Source organism: Tenacibaculum sp. 190524A05c, from assembly GCF_964036595.1.
In the GTDB taxonomy this organism is placed as follows: domain Bacteria; phylum Bacteroidota; class Bacteroidia; order Flavobacteriales; family Flavobacteriaceae; genus Polaribacter; species Polaribacter platacis.
The window spans coordinates 2,435,261-2,457,152 of record NZ_OZ038523.1 but is presented as its reverse complement, the minus strand read 5'-3'; the positions used below and the strand labels follow the sequence as shown (position 1 = coordinate 2,457,152).

The following is a 21,892-nucleotide window of genomic DNA, read 5'->3' as shown; positions in this document are numbered from 1 at the left end:
ATTACAACACTTACTTTTTGGTTTTAAACAAGAAGATGCACAAGCTTTATCACACGTATTTAAAGTGTGCAATTTTGTAATAGTTTCTTTTTTAGGTGTATAAAATACAATCATGCTTCAAAAAAATCTGTGCAAATATAATTATTTATTTAGAATAAATTAAAATAAAAAAAGTAATCGTAACAATTTCAGTGTTTTGAGCACTTATATGGTGTCAAAAATTAACTATGAAAAAAGAAATTATACTAGAAAGTAAGTTTACTGCGCATCAAAAAACGCACGTTTCAATAATTTTGGGTTTACCAATATTAGTGGTAATTATTAAATTCCTGAGTATGGAATTTGGTGACGATGGTATTACTGGTAACTATGATGGTATTACTGATGCCCCTAATAATTATATGAAAATAGCCGCGTTAATTCTTGTTTTTTTTGTTATTGTGATGCTTTCTTTCTTAAAAACAGGTGTCTTAAAGAAGAATAATCAGCTATACTTGGGAACATACATTTTCGGTAAACTTTTATTTAATGAGAAGGTAGATTTAGGAAATAAAACCAAACTGGCTATTTTAAAATTAACGAAAAATCAAAAAATGGCTTGGTTTAATATCGCTAATCCAGATCAAGGAATTTCATATCATAAAAATGATATCACTTTATTAAACGATAAACATACTCAAAAGACTCTATTAGTTTCATTAGACGATGAAAACTTAGCCAATGAAACCGTTTCATTCTTGGAAGAACATTTCGATTTAACCTTAGAGACCTATAGTCCTGATTTTAGTTAGATATTTTTTAAGCGTTGAAAAAGTATAAATTGGATTTCGGAGCACGTGAAATTGGAAGATTCCAATTTTACAGTGGAATCTTAGTTGGGCTAGGCTACGCTTTTACGTTAAATTATCTCTTAAGGTTAACTCTTAGAACATGTAATTTAGGGATGGATATTAATAATTGGAGCTTAAACTATGAGATTAGCTCTTATTATTACTTATTAATTGGTTTTTCTTCTGTTTGTTTTGCATTTTGTTTTACCACGAATTTATGGATGGGTAAGCTCTTTTTAAAAAATAGTAAAAGAACTTTAAAACATAGAAAAACACGGGTTAATTCTATATGGATTTTATTTGGAACTCTAATGTTTTTGTTAAGACTATTTTGGTTTTTGTTAAGTGTTGATATAACAATTGAAAATGATTTTCCAATATTAGGATTCATGATTCCACTGTTTATTTATTTGTACTGTTGGAATTTAATTTCTGGAGTTTTTAAATCAACGAAAGCGTTGCTAATTTCTCTTCCTGTTATCGTGCTTTTCAGTGTAATTTTAAGTTTTTTATAAAGCTCTAATAGAATTGTTAAAATTTAAATTTTTAGAGTAAAAAATGGTTAATATAATTTGGATTTAACAACCGGAATACCTGAGTAAAATCCTGGGATTATATATTAAATAAGTCAAAAGAAATTTATCTTTGCAAATCGAAAAGTAGATTCGTTTTTGAAAACTAAAATCACTACATATCTATTTGTTTTCCTGTATGTAATTGCAATGTTACGTCCAATAGCACCTTTCGTGGAGTATGCTATTAATTACGATTATATTGCAAAAGTGTTATGTATCAACAAAGACAAACCAGAACTTAGCTGTAATGGTAAATGTCAATTGATGAAGAAACTAAAACAACAAGAGGAAGATGATTTCAATTCATTACGAATTCATATGGAAGAGTATCCCATTGGTTTTGTTGAAATTTTGAAAATCAAGAAAGAATCTACAATTACTTCAAACTCAAAAAACAATTTTCATTACGATATAGATTATAACTATCTATTTCAACATAACGTTTTTCATCCTCCAACTGTTTAAGCACAAACTTTCGTGACTATTTAGAATAACTTCTCAGTTATTCAGTCGAATTATGCTTAAAAATTAATAATAAAACTACAAGGTTTTTTATTCGGAATTCAAAATTTCAATGAGTAAAGTCCATTGTAGTATATGAACGTGTTTAAAGAATTTCAAACGTTCAGAAATAAAAAACAAACAGATGAAAAACATCGTAAAAATAGCTGTTGCTTTATTTGCAATGGTACAAACTACATACGCACAAAAGAACGCAGAATTATGGTCAGCTGGAAGACCAGATGGACATGCTCCAATCTCTGTTATGGGAGATCATTATCATGGAAAAGGAGACGTAATGTTTTCTTACAGATATATGAGAATGAACATGGAAGGTTTATTGCGAGGATCTTCTGATATTACAAATGCTCAAGGGCACGATAGTGGTTATATGGTTACTCCATTAAACATGCCAATGGATATGCATATGCTGGGTGTAATGTATGGATTAACTGATAAGATCACTATAGTTGCCATGGCAATGTACACTCAAAATGAAATGGATTTACAAATGAGAATGATGTCTGGAATGACAACTCAATTCTCAACTTCTTCTTCAGGTTTTGGAGATGTAAAATTAGGAATGTTATACAAGTTTGTGAATGCAAAACGTCAATCAATACATGCAATCGTGAATCTTTCTATTCCTACTGGAACATTGGAAGCAGAAGATGTTACTCCAATGTCTGCTCCAAATAAAATTCAATTGCCTTATCCAATGCAAATAGGTAGCGGAACTTATGATTTAGACTTAGGATTAAATTATTTAGGTCAAACAGATAATTACTCTTGGGGTTCACAATTAAAAGGAACGTACCGTTTTGATAGAAACGAATTTGACTATTCTTTAGGAAACAGATATAGTTTAAATTCTTGGTTTGCGTATAAAGTAAATGATTGGATTAGCTTTTCAGCTAGAGGAGAAGTTTTAGCGGAAGAAAGAATAAATGGTGCAAATCCAAATTTAAATCCAATGATGGTTACAACTGCTGACACGGCAAATTCAGGAGGAAAATATATAAATGGAGGATTAGGATTTAATGTTTACGTTCCTAAAGGATCGTTTAAGAATGTTCGTTTCGGATTTGAATATGCGCAGCCATTGTATCAAGAACCGAATGGTATTCAGTTGGAGAGAAGAGAAACACTAACTTTTGGTTTACAGTATTCGCTGTAACACATTTTGTAATGAAAAGGTTCTTTACAGTATTGCTAGGTTTAGCTTTGTGCGCCTGCAATACGTCTCAAAAAGAAGAAACGGATAAGGACATAACTATCGAGAATCATGCTCGCATGATGAAAGAGATATTTGGCACACCAAAACATACTATAAAGTCAATTGGGATTTTGGTTTATGATGGAGTAAATTCTATGGATTTTATCGGTCCAAGATATGTATTAGGAAATAGTGGAATCAAACCACAATTAATTGGTTTAAAATCGGGTACAGTAAAATCTGCAAATGGATTAGAATTCACTGTAAATACTGTTATCGATTCTGTCAAGCAACTAGATATTTTAGTAATTCCAGGTGGAACTATTGCTACAATAAAAGCAGCTCAAAATAAAAAACTATTGAATTGGATTAGAGAAATTGATTCTAATTCAACATATACAACATCTGTTTGTACAGGTGGTTGGGTTTTAGGTGCTACAGGTTTATTGAAAGGTAAAAAAGCATCTACTAACTGGTACAAAGAGGAAGAAATGCTTCGAAAATTTGGAGCAATCCCGGCAAATGAGCGATACACCCAGGACGGGAAATATTGGACATCAGCTGGAGTAACCGCAGGAATGGATATGTCACTTGCCATCCTTGCAGATAATTGGGGTGAAAATTATGCACAAGGTGTAATGCTAGATATGGAGTATGATTCTAAACCACCAATTTCAGGCGGAAGCCCAGAAAAAACAAAAAAAGAGGTTCGTCAAATGATGGAATTGATGTATGGTGTAATGCTTACACCAGTTATTGACAGCTTAAAAGTAATTCACAACAATTAGTATTTAATACAAACAAAATGAAAAAACTGATAATGATAGGACTAATAATGTTAGTCTTAAAAATTTCAGCACAAGATATATATAAAGGAAAGGTAATTGATCAAAATCAAAACCCAATAGTTGGTGCTACTATTATTTCTTTAGAAAACAAACAAAATGGAGTTTCAACGGATATGGAAGGAAAATTCTCAATCAAATTAAAAGGGAATAGAGTTTCTGTTTCCATGATGGGGTTTCAATCCAAACAAATTAGCTTAAACAAGAATGAAAATGTTATTACACTATTAGAGTCTATTGAGAATTTAGATGAAGTAATTATTTCAGCAAGTAGAGAAATTCAGCAACGAAGAGAAGTTCCTGCCTCAATCGGAGTATTAACAGCGAAACAAATTCAGGATACAAAAGCTTTAGGAATAGAACAATTGGTGAATCAAGTTCCAGGTGTTTTTATGAGTTCGTCAAAAGCATCAAGTAACGAGCAACACTTTATGGCTGTGCGTTCTCCGATTTCTACAAAATCTTTGTTTTTGTATGTAGAAGACGGAATTCCAATTAGACCAGTTGCTGTTTTTAATCACAATGCATTATTGGAGATGAACAATACAACTTTTGAGAAAGTTGAGGTTTTAAAAGGTCCTGCTTCTAGTATTTATGGTAGTGAAGCAATTGGTGGTAGTTTTAACTTTATTACGAAAAATCCAAGAAAAGATTTTGGAGGGTCTTTAAATATTCAAGCGAATGATTTAGGTATTTCTCGATACGAAATTGAAGGTTCAACAACTGCTAATGAAAAATACGGATTCTATGTTGGAGGTCATTATATCGAAAGAAGTAACGGACCCGTTGGTCATTCAGATTATGAAAAATTTGCCATTACGTTTAAAAATGTAAATGATTTTTCTGAAACATTAAAGTGGATCAATAGTGTTAGTTATATTGATTATAGGTCAGATATGTCTGGATCAATTTCTGAGCAAAATTTTCAAGATGGAAATTATGAGAGCGATCAAACTTTTACGGAAAGAGAAGCGAAAGCATTAAGATTTAGGTCGACTCTAGAAAAAACATGGAATGAGAAGAATAAAACATCATTCAATTTTATCTATCGTAACAATATTATGAACCAAATTCCTTCGTATAGAATTCGTCAGAATAGAGTTGGAGGAGTATTAACAGGAACGGGTTCTGGGGAAATCAACTCAAATGAGTTTAGAAGTTATGTGGGTTTAATTCAACATAAAGTAAATTTTGATTTTGCTGATGCGTCTTTGGTTGTTGGAGCTACTGCTGATTTTTCTCCGCAAGATTATGTCGCCGAAACAATCGATGTAATTGTAGATGTTGCTTCTAGAAAAAATATTGGTTACACGTTAAATTCTGGTGATTATATTTTGAACTATGAAGCCGACATTTTGAACTATGCAGGTTATGCCCAGTTTGAAATTTCTCCGATAGAAGCTTTAAAGTTAACTGCAGCTGTTCGTGTGGATCAGTTTGATTATGATTATAATAATTTGATTGAAAATCAAGCGGGAGTTGTTGACACTAAAGTTAGTTACAATAGTGTAGCTCCAAAGTTTGGGTTTAACTACAACGTAAATGAAAATGCAGGGTTTTATGGAAATTACGCTAAAGGATTTACGCCACCACAAACATCAACATTATTCAGAAATAGTAGAAATAGTGGAACTGGAGCAACGATTTTCGATTTAAATCCAGCGAAATTTGATAACTATGAAGTTGGTGGGTATTTTTCAATTCCTTCTCAATTGAAAGTGGATGTAGCATTGTATCGATTAAACGGAACAGATCGATTAATTTCAATTAGAGACACTTCTGGAAATTTTCAACAATTAAATGCAGGAGAAACAAGATCAGAAGGAGTTGAGCTAGGAGTAAACTATCAAATATTAGATAATTTGTCTGTGAGTTATAATGGTAGTTATGCAACTCATAAATACTTATCATTTTTCGATAATGGTGTTGATTATTCTAATACCGATATGCAAACTGCTCCAAATTACATAGCAATGTCTAACATCAAGTACAAACCTATTTCAGATTTAACACTTATTTTAGAGCATGAGCAAATAGGAAGTTATAATACAAGTTTCGAAAATCAAGTGGTTGTGGGAACTGATGGTACAGGAAATGACATTTTCGGAACATCAACTTATGATGGTCATCACGTATTCAATTTCACAGGGAGTTATACTTTCAGAGATTTTGAACTTTGGGGTCAAGTGTTAAATATTTTTGACGAGTTGTATGCTGTAAGAGCGAGTTATAATGTTTGGAGAGGAGAGAATAGTTATTCTATTGGAAATCCACGTGCACTTCATTTCGGAATAAAGTATAATTTTTAAATCATAGTGTGCAATTGTTCTGGTTGCACACTTTTTATTTTTTATGAAGAATAGAAAACTTAATCAATGGTTTTGGAAATGGCACTTTATAGCAGGAATTATCTCATTACCATTTGTGTTAGTATTGTCAATTACCGGAGCAATCTATTTGTTTAAACCTAAGGTAGAAAATCCAATTATTGAAAATATTCAGAAAATTGATTCACAAAACCAAGGAGAAAAACTTACCTATGATCAGCAATGGGAAATAGCTCAAAAGAACTCAAAAAGGAAATTAAATTCGGTTATTATTAGCAATAAGGAGCAGAGTACTGAATTTATTTCTGGAAGATTCGGAGGAAAGAAATCCATTTTTATTCATCCATATTCAGGAGAAGTTTCTGGAACTTTTCAAGCAAAAGATACCTGGATGTACAAGGTAAGGAAACTTCATGGGGAATTACTTGGTGGAACAATAGGAACTAAGATAGTTGAGTTAATTGCCTGTTGGATGATTATCTTAATTATTTCTGGTATATACATCTGGTTTCCTTTCTCAAAAGGAATAAAAGGTGTTTTTACCATACGATTTAATGAAGGTAAAAGAATACTTGCAAGAGATATTCATGCGGTTACAGGTTTTTGGATTTCAATTTTACTACTCTTAATTCTTGCTGGAGGTTTACCTTGGACAGATGTTTTTGGAGGAAACTTTAAGAAGGTACAAAAATGGACAAATACTGGATATTCAAAAACATGGAGAGGAATTGGCTTAACATCAACTGTAAAAGAAAAGAGAATTACCCTGGATGAAATGATCACAATTGCTAACAAGGAGAATTTGCCAGGAACAATTACTTTAGGATTACCAAAATCTCCAAAGAGTACTTTTTCAGTTTCTAATAAAACCTTCCCATTGTCAGATCAGAAAATGATACATTTTGATCAATATTCTGGAGAATTAATTAAATCTCACGATTGGAGTGATGTTGGATCGTTAATGAGAGGAAGAATGTGGTTAATGGCTTTTCATCAAGGAGAATTTGGAGGATGGAATTGGTACTTAGTATTTCTAGTAGCGATATTGTTAACAGTAATGAGTTCCGCAGCCATCTTTTCCTATTTATGGAGAAAACCAAAAGGAAAACTGGGCATACCAAAACAACCTAAGAATTTTAAAATGAGCAATGGTTTTGTTTTGGTGTTAATTACATTAGGTGTTGTTTTTCCTCTTTTTGGAATAAGTGCAGTTTTAATTTGGTTATCAGAAAAGCTAAGACTAAAAATTATAAAATAAAAACAAGCCACCATTTAATGTGGCTTGTTTTATCAGTTGTTATTTTTTAAACTATGATTAATACAAAGCTCCACAACCGGTGAGGTTTCAAACCAATCTACTGTAATCAAATTAAAGTTACAATTTTGATTATTATCGATAAATTTTTGCAATCCACTGTTGGCCTTTTCAGCTAAACTTTGAAGAATAGTTTTATCGGAATTTGTCTCTGTAAGTGCGTTAATAGCTCCATTCACTACATCCTCATCCTTAACGGTAAATGTCCAACTGATCGAATAGAGTTTTCTATTTACTCCTTTATTTGCTCTTAGCGGATTTTGTTCCCCTTTAATTAAGTCCTCAATAGTGTTAACTCCGCTAGCTGATCTATCCGAAGATTTAAAACCGTCAGTTTTTAAAAGATAGTTTGGATAAGAAATACTTGTTTGAGTATTAAGTAAAACAACTTTAGAACCATTACCTGTGATTTCTTTTAATTTAGTTTCAGCAAGAACCTCATTTAAATCAATTTTTTCACTGAAATTAGTTATACCTAAGGTGTGTATGAACTCACTTCCTAAATGTTTAGAAACAAGATCAACAAGAATCTTTTTTCCTTGAGGTGCAATGTCATTTGAGAAATTTGAGTGAGAAAATTTTAAGAAAATCAGCTCTTTACCCTCTTGATACGTATTTAAATATTTTGCTACATCTATAAGCACATTTTCTAAGCTTACACTTCGTAAACCATGTTGTAAATATATTGCTTGTTTTTTGTGATCAAAGTAAATTCTTAGATCAAAATAACGAATTCCACCCTTGAGTTGTTCGAATATAGATTGATTTTGAGCTTTACTAACTGAAGTTACAAAATTCATAATCCAATCATATGCATATTTACCAAGATATATTTTATCATCAAAAGGAAGTTTACCATTTACTGGGGCATGTTTTGAACTTAATTTCCATAAAAAAGCTATGTTAGAGTATTTTATGTCGGATAGTTCATGTGATAAATCATAGGTTCCACTATCATGTGTTCCTGGGATAGCAATGTCTTTAAAACGCTTTTCTTGGACATCACGCATCCATACACTTTTATTTATAGTTGATGCCATTTTTTATAAAGTAATTATTTGATTAATAAATTCACTTTCAGAAATATTATCTTTTTTCAAAAGACTATTTAAAAGACTTATTATGGTATTGTTCAAATTGGTAGATAAGCCTAAAACTTTGTTCGAATTAATAATACCGCATAGGTTGGCTGGTGTAATAGTATTATCTCCAATTAATCTAGTTAATTTTTGCAACAATTGGGAATAAGTTATCCAAAACACTTAAATCAAGCGAATAATCTTCACAATAAACCTTAAATGTTGTTAAATCAACAGACAATGATTTTTTAGATAAGTTTAAACTCAGATTTCCTTCGAGTAAAATTTGTAAATCTTTAATGTATGCATCATTCAAATCCACCTTTTTTTCTTTAGAAATGAAACTAGTATTTAAATTAACTTTACCTTCATTATTTAGAATACTAGTAAATTTAAATTTTTTACTATTTTTTTCTGAAACATTAGTACAAGGTTTTAAAGTAGTGTATATACTTTCAGAATTTTCCAGACCGGATAATTTGGTAAGTTGAATGTTAAATTTATCTTTAAAATCAATAGTGTAACCATTTTTGTTTATAAAGCTTTGAACTGCTTTTAAGTTTGCCTCAAAAAAACTGTTTATTAATTTAGCGGCTTGACTTTGACCGGCATATAAGTAAAGATCATAAGCCACACCAAATCCAAAAGGAGCTTTAGCAGAAACAAAACCGGCAAAATTAGGTGAGCCATTTATTGACGTAACTTTTGTATTACTTGCGCTTATTTTTGAACCTAAATTAAAACTAACTTCACCTTCTTTGTTTGAGTTTAATCCAATTTTAAATTTTGATTGTCCCAAAACGCCTTCAGTTTGTATTCCTATAATAGTTGAAGAGGAATTAGCAGGAACTTCTCTGTTATTAAAATAATTTATAGAACTTGTAATATCTGTTTTTGATTTAACCTCAGAACGTAAAGGAAATTTTGTTTGATTTGTAATACTGATATTTGCAGAAGTATGCATTTTCATAGTATCATAATCATTGTTATAGCAACCTCCGGATTGAGGTGTCACAACGGAGAAGTTTTCTTTATAAAGTGAAATTACAGTAATTTGATTTTCATCTTTATCTCTAAGTCCACATTCTTTTTGATACCTCACATATCTTTTATCTTCAATGTAAAAAGAAATATCCCAATAATCATTATTCCCATTGCTTTCAAATGGTATAGGTTTGGAAGCTTCTCCTGGACTAAGGCTCTCAGTATTAAATTCAATAAAGTCACCTTCATGAATTATGGATATGTTTGTTAATGTTACGTCTGCCATACCATTAACAACAACGAAAGAAGTATTTTTTATCATGTTATTTTAATTTTAAGATTAATTAGAGTTTAATAATGGTTATTAGTACAACCGTTTGATTGAGGTGTGATTACAGAAAAGTTTTCTGGATACAGAATAATCATTGCAATATGATTATTATCATTATCTCTAAATCCACATTCTTTTCCATGTCTGGATATGGACTTGCCATTAATCTTAAAATCTATATACCAATGTTGATTGCCATTTTGGTATATATTATTAGGAGGTGTTGCTTCACCAGGTTTCAATTCATTAACAGTAACAATTTTTCCGCTATCTTTAGAGCGAACTTTGACATCTGTAATAGTGGTAGTGCTACTTCCATTAATTACGATAAAAGGGCATAAAAATGACATAAATTTTAATTTTAATTTTCTATTCTGTTTTTACTTATATAATCTTCAGATTAGTACATTAAAATTATAATGGAAATACGCTTTGATTTAATAAATCGTCATGAAAGAGATTTATTTATTCTTAGGTGTAACTATAAAAGGTATAAAAGATTGAGAAGTATATTTCCAACTATCAATTTTCACAAAAATTTAATAATATTTAAGAGTAAGGTTAGTTAATTTTAGAGACCAATTCCTTAAAATTATAATTAAAAACAATCAATCATGAGAAAATCAATTTTATCAATTGTAGTATTTGCAGTTGCTTTAGTAAGTTCTAACAACGCATTTGCTCAAGACTTTAAAGATTTAGATAAGAGTCCAATGGATGCAGCTACGTATCCTGCGAGTTATAGAGTTTCAGATAAGTTAGCTAAAGTAATCTATAGTCGTCCTCAATTAAAAGGAAGAGATTTAGAGAAGTTAGCACCTAAAGGAAAAGTATGGAGGACTGGAGCTAATGAAGCTGTTGAAATTACTTTTTACAAGGATGTTACTTTTGGAGGTAAACCAGTAAAAGCTGGAACTTATACTTTATTTACTATTCCTGGAGATAGCGAGTGGACTGTTATTTTAAGTACAGCCAAGAATGTTTGGGGAGCTTATTTCTATAATGAAAGTGAAGATGTTGTAAGAGTTAAAGGTGAGGTTTCAAAAGGTAAGAAAACTTTAGAAGCGTTTACTATGGCTTTTGATGGTAAGGACAACGATGCAAAATTATATATGGGATGGGGGAACTTAGTAGTTTCTGTTCCTGTGAAGGGATAATCCATATTAGAACTATATGAAAAGCCTGAGCATTTGCTCAGGCTTTTCTTTATATATAAACTAACTAATTTGGTTAATTACAATTTATTCTTGCTGGTATGTAATACAAATGTTGCATTAAACCCAAAGTGGAAATTTCCATCGTGGAAATTAAAGTTATTTGTGGTTTGAGTAATAAATGCATCTTCAGCAAATGTTCTTGCGTTGGTCATGTGAAATTGTAACATTAAATGACTTAATTCCCAATTTACACCAACCATAAAAGGATTATAAGTTTTAATGGAGTTTAACGGATTGAAAACAGAATAATATTCTGATACAATTGAAACATGTCCGCCTACTTTATATCGTGCTCCAAAACCAATTCCGTATTGGCTTTTAGGGTCAGCACTATTCATTGTGTTATTACTCCTTGAAATGAAAAAAGGACTTATTTGTGCTGATAATTTCGGATTAAATTTTCTTCCAATTAATAATTGAGTAGCAAAACTATAATTACTAGAACCTGAAGATCCACCGTATAAATTCTGACTCATTTGATTGCTCGTTACAGAAACGGTTTGCAATGCAACCATACTAAATGGACTACCAGTACCTTTCTTGGCTTGTTTTATAAACTTATATTTTGCGTATCCATCGGTAATTTCATCCCAAGTGCTGTAACCAACTCCAAGCGCGAAATTATCAGATACGGCATAATCCAATCCGAATCTCATATTTACTTCATCTGCTAAGAAAAATTGAGTTTCTCCATTAGGTCTATTCCAATATCTATTATACCATGAAATTTCTAAAGCTCCTTTCTTTCTAGTTTCTACAGAATGTCCTAATCCAATTCTGGTTGTTTTAAAAGTAGCCATTTCATAAATCGGTTTGTTTGGATATTCTTTATCAAGTTTATCTAACAATCCTTGAGCTTTACTTGTTAACGGAAGAAAAGCGATAACTGCGATGGTATATACTATTTTATTCATTCTCATAAGGCTCATATTGGAAATTAAATTTTACAAGTACAACTTTAGCAATATTGTTTGATAAAATTGGAGGTATTTTAATATTAAAATCTTTTACAGTTAAATTAAATTCACCAGATATTGTATAACTGTTTTCTGATTTTTGAATCGTAGTTTTAATCTCAATTTCTTTTGTAATTCCATGAATGGTAATCTTACCATTAATCAATTGAGTTTGCGGACCAGCATTTTCTAATCCTTCTAATAAGATTCCTTCAAAAGTAGCTTTAGGATAAATATCAGATTCGATATAACTTTCATTAAAATGTTCGTGCATTAAGTCTTTCTTAAAAACAAAAGCACGCATTAACATTGTTGCAGCTATTTCTTTTTTATCAAAATCAAGAATACTTAAAACTTGATTATTTTTTGCTTCAATATCTTCAACTGTGGCATAGGAGAAGAAAGTTACTTGTCCTTGTCTGGCAATAAATTGCTGGCCAAATATTGTTCCTAAATTTAAAAACAATAAGAGGAGTAAAATTGGTAGTTTATTCATCTGTATTCTTTATATCTATAAAGCAATTTAAAAGTATAACATCTTTTAAATAACCTTTACAAATTCCTTTTATATGTATGAGTTGGTTTTTCTTTAAATCGTTCAATATTTCTTGTTCACTATCATTTATATCGCAAATAATTCCTGAGCTAGAAGAGGTATTTAAGATAATAGTTTTTCTATTATTTAAAGATGTTATTTCTTTAATGGTACCATGTACCTCAATCACCTGATCAACATATTTATCACTCGCTTCATTTTCATTTGCAGCAAACTCAAGTAAAAGATCGTTTGACGAAATAGCGAATCTTGGCGCTACTTCTTTAATGTTATTTTGATTCGAACAAGCTTGAATAAAAAAGCTAAAACAAACCAAAGAAAAAACAAACATACACTTCAATAAAAATCGATAATTTTTAATCATAGTGTTATATTTACCTTGAATCAAAGTAAACTATTTATTTTTATAATTGTAGTATATTTTTTTGTGAAAAGGAAAATAAAACGGTGAAAAGGAAAAAAAACTGGGTTAATAATTTGTAGTTTTATCCTATGAGAAAAGATACATTATACTTATTTACTGTTTTATCTATTACTTTAGTTTTTCTGGTTATTTCTATAATCGGAGCAAAATACTTTATTAAAGCTAGTGCAAATCAATTAATTGAAGTGCAAGTTGAAACTAGTAAAAGAGAGGCAAACGAAATTGCAAGTATTATCAACTTTCAATTATCTAAAGAAGTAGATAAAGAAAGTGCTTTACAAAACCTTCAAGAAACTATTTCTGGAACAAATACAAACACTTGGTTCATTTCTGTGCTGGATTGGTCAGGAAAAAAAATATGTCACCCAGACAAGACTAAATTGGGTGAAATAGAAAGTTCAAATGCAGATTTATTAGAGTCTTTAAAAGAGAAAAATAATTCAGAAGACTTATATGATATTTTAGTAGGAAATAAATCTAGAACTAAAGATGAAAATGAAGCTGAGGTAATTCATACGGCAGCAGTAAAAAGTACAGATTTATTAATTGCTGCAAATGTAAATGTGAGTAGTATCAACAAACAACTTAGTCAACTAAAAAGAAACTTCTACCTAATATTCTTAATAATGGGAGTTTTAGTAATTGTGTTGTCATCATTAGCAGTTCGTATAATTGGTAGTAGATATGAAAAACATTTAGAGTTAAAGTATACTTCATTAGAATCAGAGGTAATTAATTTATCAAAGCTGAATACCGATTTAGTACATTATAGAGAGAAGAAAGAAAAACAACTTATTGAAGAAAGAATTAAAGCGGAAGAAGAACTGCGAAAATTAGCAGAAGCGAAAGTCGAAGAAAAGGTTGAACCAAAAGTAGAAGAACCTAAGCAAGAGGAAGTTGTTGAAAAACTACCAGAAACTTCTGAGTTTAATAGAAAAAGAATACTAACCTATATGCGTAATGAGTTGGTTCCTGTTTTAATAAGTGAAATTGCTTATGTGTACACTGAGAATACAATTACTTATGTAGTAAATTTCGATGGAAAAAAATCTACTTCTAATGCTAGTTTAGATGATATGTATTCGAACTTCGATCCAACGTTATTCTTTAGAGCAAATCGACAATTCATCATAAGTATTTCTGCAATTGATAAGATCATTAAATACGGAAAGAGTCAGCTTAAAATTGTATTGAATTCTAAAGTCAGCGAAGAAATTATCATCAGTAAAAACAAAGCTGCTGAATTTAAGCAGTGGCTTAATATGTAGAAGTTTAGCTTTATTCTCTAGTTTTTTTAAAGTTATTTTTTCCTCTTTAACCATTGGTTTGATGGTTTCATATAGGTTTATAATTCATAAACCTTGTGTGTTATAGTTATTTGTAGTGATAAAGAGATTTATCGAATAATTTCTATAATATAAAACTTGAAAACAATGACAAAAGAACTTTTACATCGATTAAGACGTTTGGTAAAAAACACCTATTTATTACTATTAGATTGCGCAAAAGCGGCTAGTTATGCCAAACAGCGTTAGAATTTCAAGCGGATTTTTTCCGCTTTAACCCTTTTTTTGCACACTTCACACAATTTATTACTGCAAATCTATTTGGTTATTCAGATGTTTGAAGTGTTATTAAAAACCCATGAATATGAAAAACTTAAAAAAACAAATTTTAAATAGTCTTGCAATTCTTGCGCTTGTGTTTGTTGTAAGTTGTAGCGAGTCTGAAGATAATTTACCTCAGGAATTATCAATTCAAGAAAAGGTAACTCTTTTAGAAAATGGAGAGTGGCTTTTAAAAGATTTTGAAGATAGTGTTATGCACACTTTTGTAAATGGAGAGCGATTAACTTTTTATGGTACTGAAGGCAAATTCACAGAACCAATTCCAGGAAAAAATGCATATACAATAGTGGATTCAAAATTAATGATTGATTATAATTTTGGTAATACAAAAACATACGAACTAAGAGTAAGTTGCAATAATAATATCATAGAAATGTATAGTGATAACGAAATCCAAAATACACTGTACAGAAAAGATTCTAATTATAAGGATTGTTTAAATTGAACCAAGTAAACAATTTTTTGCTCTAAAGGGATGATACTTTTGCTCGGTATCATCCTTTTTTATTTTTGAAGAAGAAATAAAAACAAACTACCTACAATGTAGACAGTTTGTTATTCATTTTATGTATCACTAAAAAGCACAAACTCCAGAGATAAAAATCGGAGTTCCGTTATTGTTAATTGTAATTCCACAACCACTGCTACAAGGAGGGCAATCACTATTTGAATCACATTGAAGTAATTGAGGTTGGCAACCAAAGAAACCACCATTGATTTCTTTTTGATCGTTTTTAGAAAGTACTTTTCCTAAGTTTGAAATTTGATTTTTCATAATGATGAGGTTTTTAATTTATTAGGAGAAAATTAGAAATTTACTGTTGAATTTTGAATAGGAAAACCACTCAATTTGTGTATAAAATGTTTATCATTTTTACAAAAGATAAAATTACTTTTCACTTACCAATGAGAGTTGTAAATTTGCGCCTTTAATCGCATGCTATTACACGTAATAGCAAGAATAATTATAAAAGATGCAATACAATCATCAAGAAATAGAAAAGAAATGGCAAGAGTATTGGGCAAAGAACCAAACTTTTAAAGCTAGTAACAATTCAGATAAACCGAAGTATTATGTGTTAGATATGTTTCCTTATCCATCTGGAGCAGGATTACACGTTGGTCACCCATTAGGTTATATTGCTAGTGATATTTACGCTCGTTACAAACGTCATAAAGGATTTAATGTATTGCACCCTCAAGGATATGATAGTTTTGGATTACCAGCAGAACAATATGCAATTCAAACTGGTCAACATCCTGCGATTACTACAGAAACAAATATTACAACATATCGTAGACAATTAGATCAAATTGGTTTTTCATTTGATTGGTCTCGTGAAGTTCGTACTTCAAATCCTGAGTATTATAAATGGACACAATGGATTTTTATTCAACTGTTCAACTCATGGTATAATAAAGACACGGATAAAGCTGAAGATGTTAGCACTTTAGTTGAAAAATTTGAAGCAGAAGGAAATGCAAATGTAAATGCAGTTTGCGATGAAGATGTAACTTCTTTTACTGCTGAAGATTGGAAGGGTTTCTCAACTACAAAACAACAAGAAATTTTATTACAGTATCGTTTAACTTTTTTATCAGATACGGAGGTAAACTGGTGTCCAGCTTTAGGAACAGTTTTAGCGAATGATGAAATTGTAAACGGAGTTTCAGAACGTGGAGGTCATCCTGTTGTTCGTAAAAAAATGACACAATGGTCTATGCGAATTTCTGCATATGCACAGCGATTATTGGATGGATTAAATGGAATTGATTGGCCACAGCCTTTAAAAGATATTCAAACAAACTGGATTGGAAGATCTCAGGGAGCAATGGTTTCTTTTAATGTTGATGGACATGATGCAAAGATTGATGTTTTCACAACGCGTCCTGATACTATTTACGGAGTAAGTTTTATGACATTAGCTCCAGAACATGAGTTAGTAGAAAAAATTACAACGGCTGATCAAAAAGAAGCTGTAGAAGCTTATGTTGAAGCTACAGCAAAACGTTCAGAACGTGATAGAATGGCCGATGTAAAAACAATTTCAGGTGTTTTTACAGGAGCTTATGCAATTCACCCTTTTTCTGGAAAACAAGTTCCAATTTGGATTGGTGATTATGTGTTAGCTAGCTACGGAACTGGAGCTGTTATGGCCGTTCCTTGTGGAGATCAACGTGATTATGATTTCGCAAATCATTTCGGATTAGAAATTCCAAATATTTTTGAAGGTGTTGATATTTCTGAAGAAGCTTTTGCTGATAAAGAAAAAACAGTAATTGCAAATTCTGATTTCTTAAACGGTTTATCGTACAAAAAAGCGATGAAAACTGTTATTTATGAAATGGAACAACGTGGTTTTGGTTACGGAAAAATAAACTATCGTTTACGTGACGCAGTATTCAGTCGTCAACGTTATTGGGGAGAACCATTCCCAGTATATTACAAGGACGGAATGCCGCAAATGATTGCTTCAGAACATCTACCAATTGTGTTACCAGAAGTAGAGAAGTATTTACCAACAGAGGATGGAAAACCACCATTAGGAAATGCTGACGTTTGGGCTTGGGACACAACAACGAATACTGTAGTTGCAAACGATAAAATTGATAATGAAACTATTTTCCCATTAGAACTAAACACAATGCCAGGTTGGGCAGGAAGTTCTTGGTATTTTAATCGTTATATGGATGCTTCAAATAATGGAGAATTCGTTAGTAAGGAAGCGGTTGAATATTGGAAAGAAGTTGATTTATATATTGGTGGTTCTGAGCATGCAACAGGACACTTATTATATGCACGTTTTTGGCAAAAATTCTTATTCGATAGAGGATTTTTACCAGTTGATGAATTCGCAAAGAAGTTAATCAACCAAGGAATGATTTTAGGAACTTCAGCTTTTGTGTACAGAGAGGAAGGAACAAATACATTTTTATCAAAAGGATTGATTGAAGGTAAAAAAGTTCAACCAATTCATGCAGATGTTTCTTTTGTAAATTCTTCTGATGAGTTAGATGTGGAAGCATTTAAAAATTGGAGAGAAGAGTTTAAAACAGCTGAGTTTGTTTTAGAAGATGGAAAATATGTAGTTGGACGCGAAGTTGAAAAAATGTCTAAATCTAAATTCAACGTTGTAAACCCGGATAATATTTGTGCAGAATTTGGAGCAGATAGTTTACGTTTATTTGAAATGTTCTTAGGTCCATTAGAGCAATTTAAACCTTGGAAAACCTCGGGTATTTCTGGTGTGTATTCTTTCTTAAAGAAATTATGGAAGTTATTCTATAATGGAGAAACATTTGAAGTTACGGAAGGAGAGCCAACTAAGGATAATTTAAAAACATTACACAAAACAATTAAGAAAGTAGAAGAGGATATCGAGAACTTCTCGTTTAATACATCGGTTTCTACATTTATGATTGCCGTGAACGAATTAACAGCTCAAAAGTGTAATAACAAAGCAATTTTAGAGCAGTTATTAATTTTAATTTCTCCATATGCTCCGCACATTACAGAAGAATTGTGGAGTACATTAGGAAATTCAGAATCTATCTCAACTTCGCCTTTCCCTAAGTTTGAGGAGAAGTATTTAGTAGAGTCAGAGAAAGAATATCCAGTTTCTTTTAATGGTAAAATGCGTTTCAAACTAAATTTACCATTAGACATGAGTAAAGAGGAAATTGAGAAGGTAGTTATGGCTCATGAAAGAACGCAACAACAATTACAAGGTAGAGAGCCAAAGAAAGTAATTATTGTCCCTGGTAAGATTATCAATATTGTAGGATAAAAAAGTACCAGATATTTATAAAATAGAATCCTTAATCAGTTTTTCTGATTAAGGGTTTTTTTATACTTTCACTCGTCAAATAAATTGTTATAAAATTGCTCTTACAATGAATAAATTCTCCCTCAAAAGCTCTTGGTTATTGTTTTTAATTCCTATTGGAATGATAATATTTGTGGTTTTACCTCAATTACAAAATACGTATGAGCAATTTCAAAAAAAGGATTTTGAGCATCAACAGAAAGTTCAACAATTAGATTCGTTAAAACAGTTGCCAAATCCTACAACAAAGAATAAAAATAGGATTGCTAGGTTAGAAATTGAAGTAAAAGTGCATGGAGCAGCAATTGAAAAACAACGCTACACAAATTATAAAATTGGTGGTATGTTGGTTGTTTTAGTCTTTATGTTTCTGGGTATGTTTGGCTCTAGTTATTTGATGAAGCGAAAAAAATCATCTTCAAAAAATAGGCAAATTCAATTTACTTTTGAAGATCCTTCAGTCGATGCAATAGGTCAACATATTTCCTGGGATGCCGTAAGTGGTTCAGGAAGTAATTTTTTAAGTGAGCATCTTAAGAAAACAAACACCGGCTATAAAATCACTTCTAGTAATTATATGAAGTTTCTTTCATGGAGTTTCTTTTTGATTGGAGTTAATCAATTAGTTTGGACGCTCGTTGAGCATTTTAATCTGACAAAAGAGTCTATGGGAATTATGGAAATTGGTAAAACGTTCTTCACCTCAGGAGGAGTTTTTATAATTGTTGGAGTGTTTCTATTTTTGCTAACTAGTGCAAAAGCTCATATTTATATAAGAAAGCGAAAGATTATCGTTGATGGACTGATGTTAGATTTTAAAGACGTATATGCATTACAAGTATTACAAAAGTTTGTTCAAGGAAATAAAACTGGTGGATATTATTGTTATGAAGTGAATTTAGTAACAAAGGAAGGTCATCGCTATAATTTGCTAAACCATGGAGATAAAACATATTTGTTAAGCGATATGGTAAAAATAAGCAAAGTGTTAAAAGTTCCCGTTTGGAACAATGGAGTAGTATAATTTAATTAAGATAAGAGAAATGGAGTTTCATGAAATTTTAGGGTATTTAGCGGCGTTTTTTACAACGGCTTCTTTTTTACCTCAGGTATATAAAACTTGGAAAACAAAATCCACAGAAGGATTATCACTAACAATGTATTTAGTATTCTTTACAGGAATTGTTTGTTGGTTGATTTATGGAATTTATCTCAATAGTATGCCTATTATTTTAGCGAATACCATAACAGGAATTTCGGCGTTAGCTCTTATTGTAATGAAGTTAAAATACAAATAATGTCTAGAAAACTTAGTCTTAGAACACGAAGAATACATCGCTATTTGGGTATAAGTATTGGAATTCAATTCTTATTCTGGACCTTGGGTGGTTTGTATTTTAGTTGGAATAACATGAAGGATGTTCATGGTAAAACATTAGTTGATAAAGCTGAATATGACTTTGCTTTTGAGTATAATGAGCCAGTTCGAAAATTATTCACCGTTATTCAAGAACCAATTAAAAGTGTTGAGGCTATTGTTGTTCATAAAGACAGTTTATTACGCGTTGCCACTTCTTCTAAAAACTATCTTTTAAAACTAAATATCAATCAATATTCAGTAAAAGAAAGCTTAACTGAAAGTCAGGTTCGCACTTTTGTAGAAAGTAGATTAAAGGAGAAAATTGAAATTAAGGAAGTGAATTATCTCACAAAGGAAAATATCTCTAAAAGTCATGAGTATCGAGAAAAACCATTGCCGGTTTATGCAGTTACGCTAAATCATCCTACAAATACAAAAGTTTATGTTCATCCTGAACTAGCAAAGATTACTTCAGTAAGAAATGACAATTGGCGTCGTTTTGATTTCCTTTGGATGTTACATGTTATGGATTTTGAAACTCGAGATCACATTACCAATTGGACCTTACGAATATTTTCGGTTCTAGGGTTGGCAACCATTTTTTCAGGTTTCTACTTGTTTTATTTGAGTTCTCCTACAATTCGAAAGATTAAGAAAAAGATAACTAAAGATTCATAAAGTTTTTAGTAATTTACATTATAATAATTAATTAAGCCCTTATTGAACTTCTGTAAAAAAGTACATAATGCAGACTATTATGTCGCAATAGAAGATGTTCCAGATCATATTTGGAACGACTTAGGTTGTACCAATAATTTATATTTCAATCCTAATTACTTATCGTCAATTGCCAATAATCATCCTGAAATAGACTTCTGGTATGTAGTTCTATTAAACGATGAAAAGAAACCTATCGCTTTCGCAACAATTCAAGTTGTTGATTTTTATCTAGAAAGTGTTCAAAACGAGTTAAAAGGAATTGTTAGTCAGATTAAAAAAATAGGAAGAAGCTTAGGTTTAATTTCTCCTCAAAAACCATTTAAAATCCTTACCTGTGGAAATACATTTGTAAGTGGTGAACATGGAATTTTCATAAAAAGCGATCAAAATAAGCAGAAGGTAATTAAAGAGCTTGCAAAGTCTGTTGTTCAATTGGTAAACGATGAAAAGCAGTTTAATTACAAAATAAGTGGATTCATGTTGAAGGATTTTATACATGAATCGTTATTCATTTCTGATGAATTGCTAGAGTATAATTATCATTCTTTTAATGTAGAGCCAAATATGTTAATGCAAGTAGATGAAGATTGGCTTGATTTTACAGATTATTTAGGTGCAATGAAAACGAAGTTTCGAGTGAAAGCTAAAAAAGCAATGGAACGCAGTTTCCCACTTGAAACGATTCAAATAGATCAGTATAATCTGGATGAATATGCTGCTGAAATGAAAGAGTTATATAAAAATGTTTCCTCAAAAGCAGGTTTCAATTTAGGATCATTTAATCTTGAAACTTATAAGGATTTAAAACGGAATTTAGGTGATAATTATGTGATTAAAGGTTACCTTTTAAATGGGAAGCTAATTGGGTTTTTATCAGCGATGATTTGTCAGAATAACTTAGACGCACATTTTGTGGGAATTAACTATGAGTATAATAGAGAATATGCTGTATATCAAAGAATGCTCTACGATTATATTCAAATCGCAATTGAAAATAGATTACAGCAAATAAATTTTGGAAGAACGGCAAGTGAGATAAAAAGTTCGGTAGGAGCTGAACCTCAGAATCTAACTATTTATTTTAGGCATAAGAATCATATTCCGAATAAAATATTAAGCTTTTTCATTAATAAAATTCAACCTACCCCATTTAACCAAAAGTTCCCTTTTAAGGTTAAAACTCTTGTTGCTCAAAATTAAA

General features: G+C 31.0%; 21 protein-coding genes. 14 read left to right on the top strand and 7 right to left on the bottom strand.

Annotation, left to right across the window (positions count from 1 at the left end; all coding sequences use genetic code 11):
- Nucleotides 1-227: 227 nt before the first annotated feature.
- The 6 genes from ABNT61_RS10630 to ABNT61_RS10605 all read left to right on the top strand — a co-directional run bounded on the left by ABNT61_RS10630 (nt 228) and on the right by ABNT61_RS10605 (nt 7,552).
- On the top strand, nt 228-791 hold the full coding sequence (locus ABNT61_RS10630) for a hypothetical protein (protein ID WP_348743186.1): 564 nt from the start codon (nt 228-230) through the stop codon (nt 789-791).
- Nucleotides 792-1,501: 710 nt separating this feature from the next.
- The gene (locus tag ABNT61_RS10625) at nt 1,502-1,870 is read left to right on the top strand and encodes a hypothetical protein (RefSeq protein ID WP_348743185.1); all 369 of its coding nucleotides are present in this window, start codon (nt 1,502-1,504) and stop codon (nt 1,868-1,870) included.
- 181 nt (nt 1,871-2,051) lie between these two features.
- Nucleotides 2,052-3,083 carry a transporter gene (locus ABNT61_RS10620; RefSeq protein ID WP_348743184.1) on the top strand — a complete coding sequence of 344 codons (1,032 nt, stop codon included), beginning with the start codon at nt 2,052-2,054 and terminating at the stop codon, nt 3,081-3,083.
- An 11-nt stretch (nt 3,084-3,094) separates the two neighbouring features.
- Nucleotides 3,095-3,910: a DJ-1/PfpI family protein gene (locus ABNT61_RS10615; RefSeq protein WP_348743183.1), complete on the top strand. Its 816-nt coding sequence runs from the start codon at nt 3,095-3,097 to the stop codon at nt 3,908-3,910.
- Nucleotides 3,911-3,927: 17 nt separating this feature from the next.
- On the top strand, nt 3,928-6,276 hold the full coding sequence (locus ABNT61_RS10610; protein WP_348743182.1) for a TonB-dependent receptor: 2,349 nt from the start codon (nt 3,928-3,930) through the stop codon (nt 6,274-6,276).
- Nucleotides 6,277-6,319: 43 nt separating this feature from the next.
- Nucleotides 6,320-7,552, top strand: coding sequence for a PepSY domain-containing protein (locus ABNT61_RS10605; protein ID WP_348743181.1), 1,233 nt, complete (start codon nt 6,320-6,322; stop codon nt 7,550-7,552).
- A gap of 32 nt (nt 7,553-7,584) precedes the next feature.
- Here the strand turns inward: ABNT61_RS10605 and ABNT61_RS10600 are convergent, their stop codons facing one another.
- The 3 genes from ABNT61_RS10600 to ABNT61_RS10590 form a co-directional block, all read right to left on the bottom strand.
- Complete coding sequence (locus ABNT61_RS10600) at nt 7,585-8,649, bottom strand: hypothetical protein (protein WP_348743180.1); 1,065 nt, start codon at nt 8,647-8,649, stop codon at nt 7,585-7,587.
- 178 nt (nt 8,650-8,827) lie between these two features.
- Nucleotides 8,828-9,994 carry a hypothetical protein gene (locus ABNT61_RS10595; protein WP_348743179.1) on the bottom strand — a complete coding sequence of 389 codons (1,167 nt, stop codon included), beginning with the start codon at nt 9,992-9,994 and terminating at the stop codon, nt 8,828-8,830.
- A 29-nt stretch (nt 9,995-10,023) separates the two neighbouring features.
- A complete protein-coding gene (locus ABNT61_RS10590) occupies nt 10,024-10,353 on the bottom strand; it encodes a hypothetical protein (protein ID WP_348743178.1) in 330 nt (109 codons plus the stop codon).
- Nucleotides 10,354-10,617: 264 nt separating this feature from the next.
- On the opposite strand from ABNT61_RS10590, the gene ABNT61_RS10585 reads away from it, so the two are divergent.
- Complete coding sequence (locus tag ABNT61_RS10585) at nt 10,618-11,160, top strand: DUF2911 domain-containing protein (RefSeq protein WP_348724921.1); 543 nt, start codon at nt 10,618-10,620, stop codon at nt 11,158-11,160.
- 77 nt (nt 11,161-11,237) lie between these two features.
- On the opposite strand, the gene ABNT61_RS10580 is transcribed toward ABNT61_RS10585, so the two are convergent.
- Genes ABNT61_RS10580 through ABNT61_RS10570 form a run of 3 tightly spaced genes read right to left on the bottom strand, consistent with a single transcriptional unit; the run spans nt 11,238 to nt 13,096 of the window.
- On the bottom strand, nt 11,238-12,134 hold the full coding sequence (locus ABNT61_RS10580) for a DUF5777 family beta-barrel protein (protein ID WP_348743177.1): 897 nt from the start codon (nt 12,132-12,134) through the stop codon (nt 11,238-11,240).
- The gene (locus tag ABNT61_RS10575) at nt 12,127-12,672 is read right to left on the bottom strand and encodes a YceI family protein (protein ID WP_348743176.1); all 546 of its coding nucleotides are present in this window, start codon (nt 12,670-12,672) and stop codon (nt 12,127-12,129) included. Before ABNT61_RS10575 ends, ABNT61_RS10580 begins: the two co-directional genes overlap by 8 nt.
- Nucleotides 12,665-13,096 (bottom strand): OB-fold protein, encoded by a 432-nt coding sequence (locus tag ABNT61_RS10570; RefSeq protein WP_348743175.1) that lies wholly within the window; start codon nt 13,094-13,096, stop codon nt 12,665-12,667. Before ABNT61_RS10570 ends, ABNT61_RS10575 begins: the two co-directional genes overlap by 8 nt.
- 128 nt (nt 13,097-13,224) lie before the next feature.
- On the opposite strand from ABNT61_RS10570, the gene ABNT61_RS10565 reads away from it, so the two are divergent.
- Both ABNT61_RS10565 and ABNT61_RS10560 read left to right on the top strand, forming a co-directional pair.
- Nucleotides 13,225-14,424 (top strand): LytTR family DNA-binding domain-containing protein, encoded by a 1,200-nt coding sequence (locus tag ABNT61_RS10565; protein WP_348743174.1) that lies wholly within the window; start codon nt 13,225-13,227, stop codon nt 14,422-14,424.
- Nucleotides 14,425-14,806: 382 nt separating this feature from the next.
- Nucleotides 14,807-15,229, top strand: coding sequence for a hypothetical protein (locus tag ABNT61_RS10560; RefSeq protein WP_348743173.1), 423 nt, complete (start codon nt 14,807-14,809; stop codon nt 15,227-15,229).
- Nucleotides 15,230-15,358: 129 nt separating this feature from the next.
- Here the strand turns inward: ABNT61_RS10560 and ABNT61_RS10555 are convergent, their stop codons facing one another.
- Nucleotides 15,359-15,559, bottom strand: coding sequence for a hypothetical protein (locus tag ABNT61_RS10555; protein ID WP_348711176.1), 201 nt, complete (start codon nt 15,557-15,559; stop codon nt 15,359-15,361).
- Nucleotides 15,560-15,758: 199 nt separating this feature from the next.
- Between ABNT61_RS10555 and leuS the strand changes: the two genes are divergently transcribed.
- From leuS to ABNT61_RS10530, 5 genes are all read left to right on the top strand, one after another.
- Nucleotides 15,759-18,572, top strand: a complete 2,814-nt coding sequence (gene leuS, locus ABNT61_RS10550; RefSeq protein ID WP_348743172.1) for a leucine--tRNA ligase — start codon at nt 15,759-15,761, stop codon at nt 18,570-18,572.
- A 106-nt stretch (nt 18,573-18,678) separates the two neighbouring features.
- A complete protein-coding gene (locus ABNT61_RS10545) occupies nt 18,679-19,635 on the top strand; it encodes a hypothetical protein (protein WP_348743171.1) in 957 nt (318 codons plus the stop codon).
- Nucleotides 19,636-19,654: 19 nt separating this feature from the next.
- Nucleotides 19,655-19,909, top strand: coding sequence for a SemiSWEET transporter (locus ABNT61_RS10540; protein WP_348711180.1), 255 nt, complete (start codon nt 19,655-19,657; stop codon nt 19,907-19,909).
- Nucleotides 19,909-20,649: a hypothetical protein gene (locus tag ABNT61_RS10535; RefSeq protein ID WP_348743170.1), complete on the top strand. Its 741-nt coding sequence runs from the start codon at nt 19,909-19,911 to the stop codon at nt 20,647-20,649. Before ABNT61_RS10540 ends, ABNT61_RS10535 begins: the two co-directional genes overlap by 1 nt.
- Nucleotides 20,650-20,691: 42 nt before the next feature.
- Nucleotides 20,692-21,891 carry a GNAT family N-acetyltransferase gene (locus ABNT61_RS10530; RefSeq protein WP_348743169.1) on the top strand — a complete coding sequence of 400 codons (1,200 nt, stop codon included), beginning with the start codon at nt 20,692-20,694 and terminating at the stop codon, nt 21,889-21,891.
- The last annotated feature ends 1 nt before the right edge of the window (nt 21,892 follow it).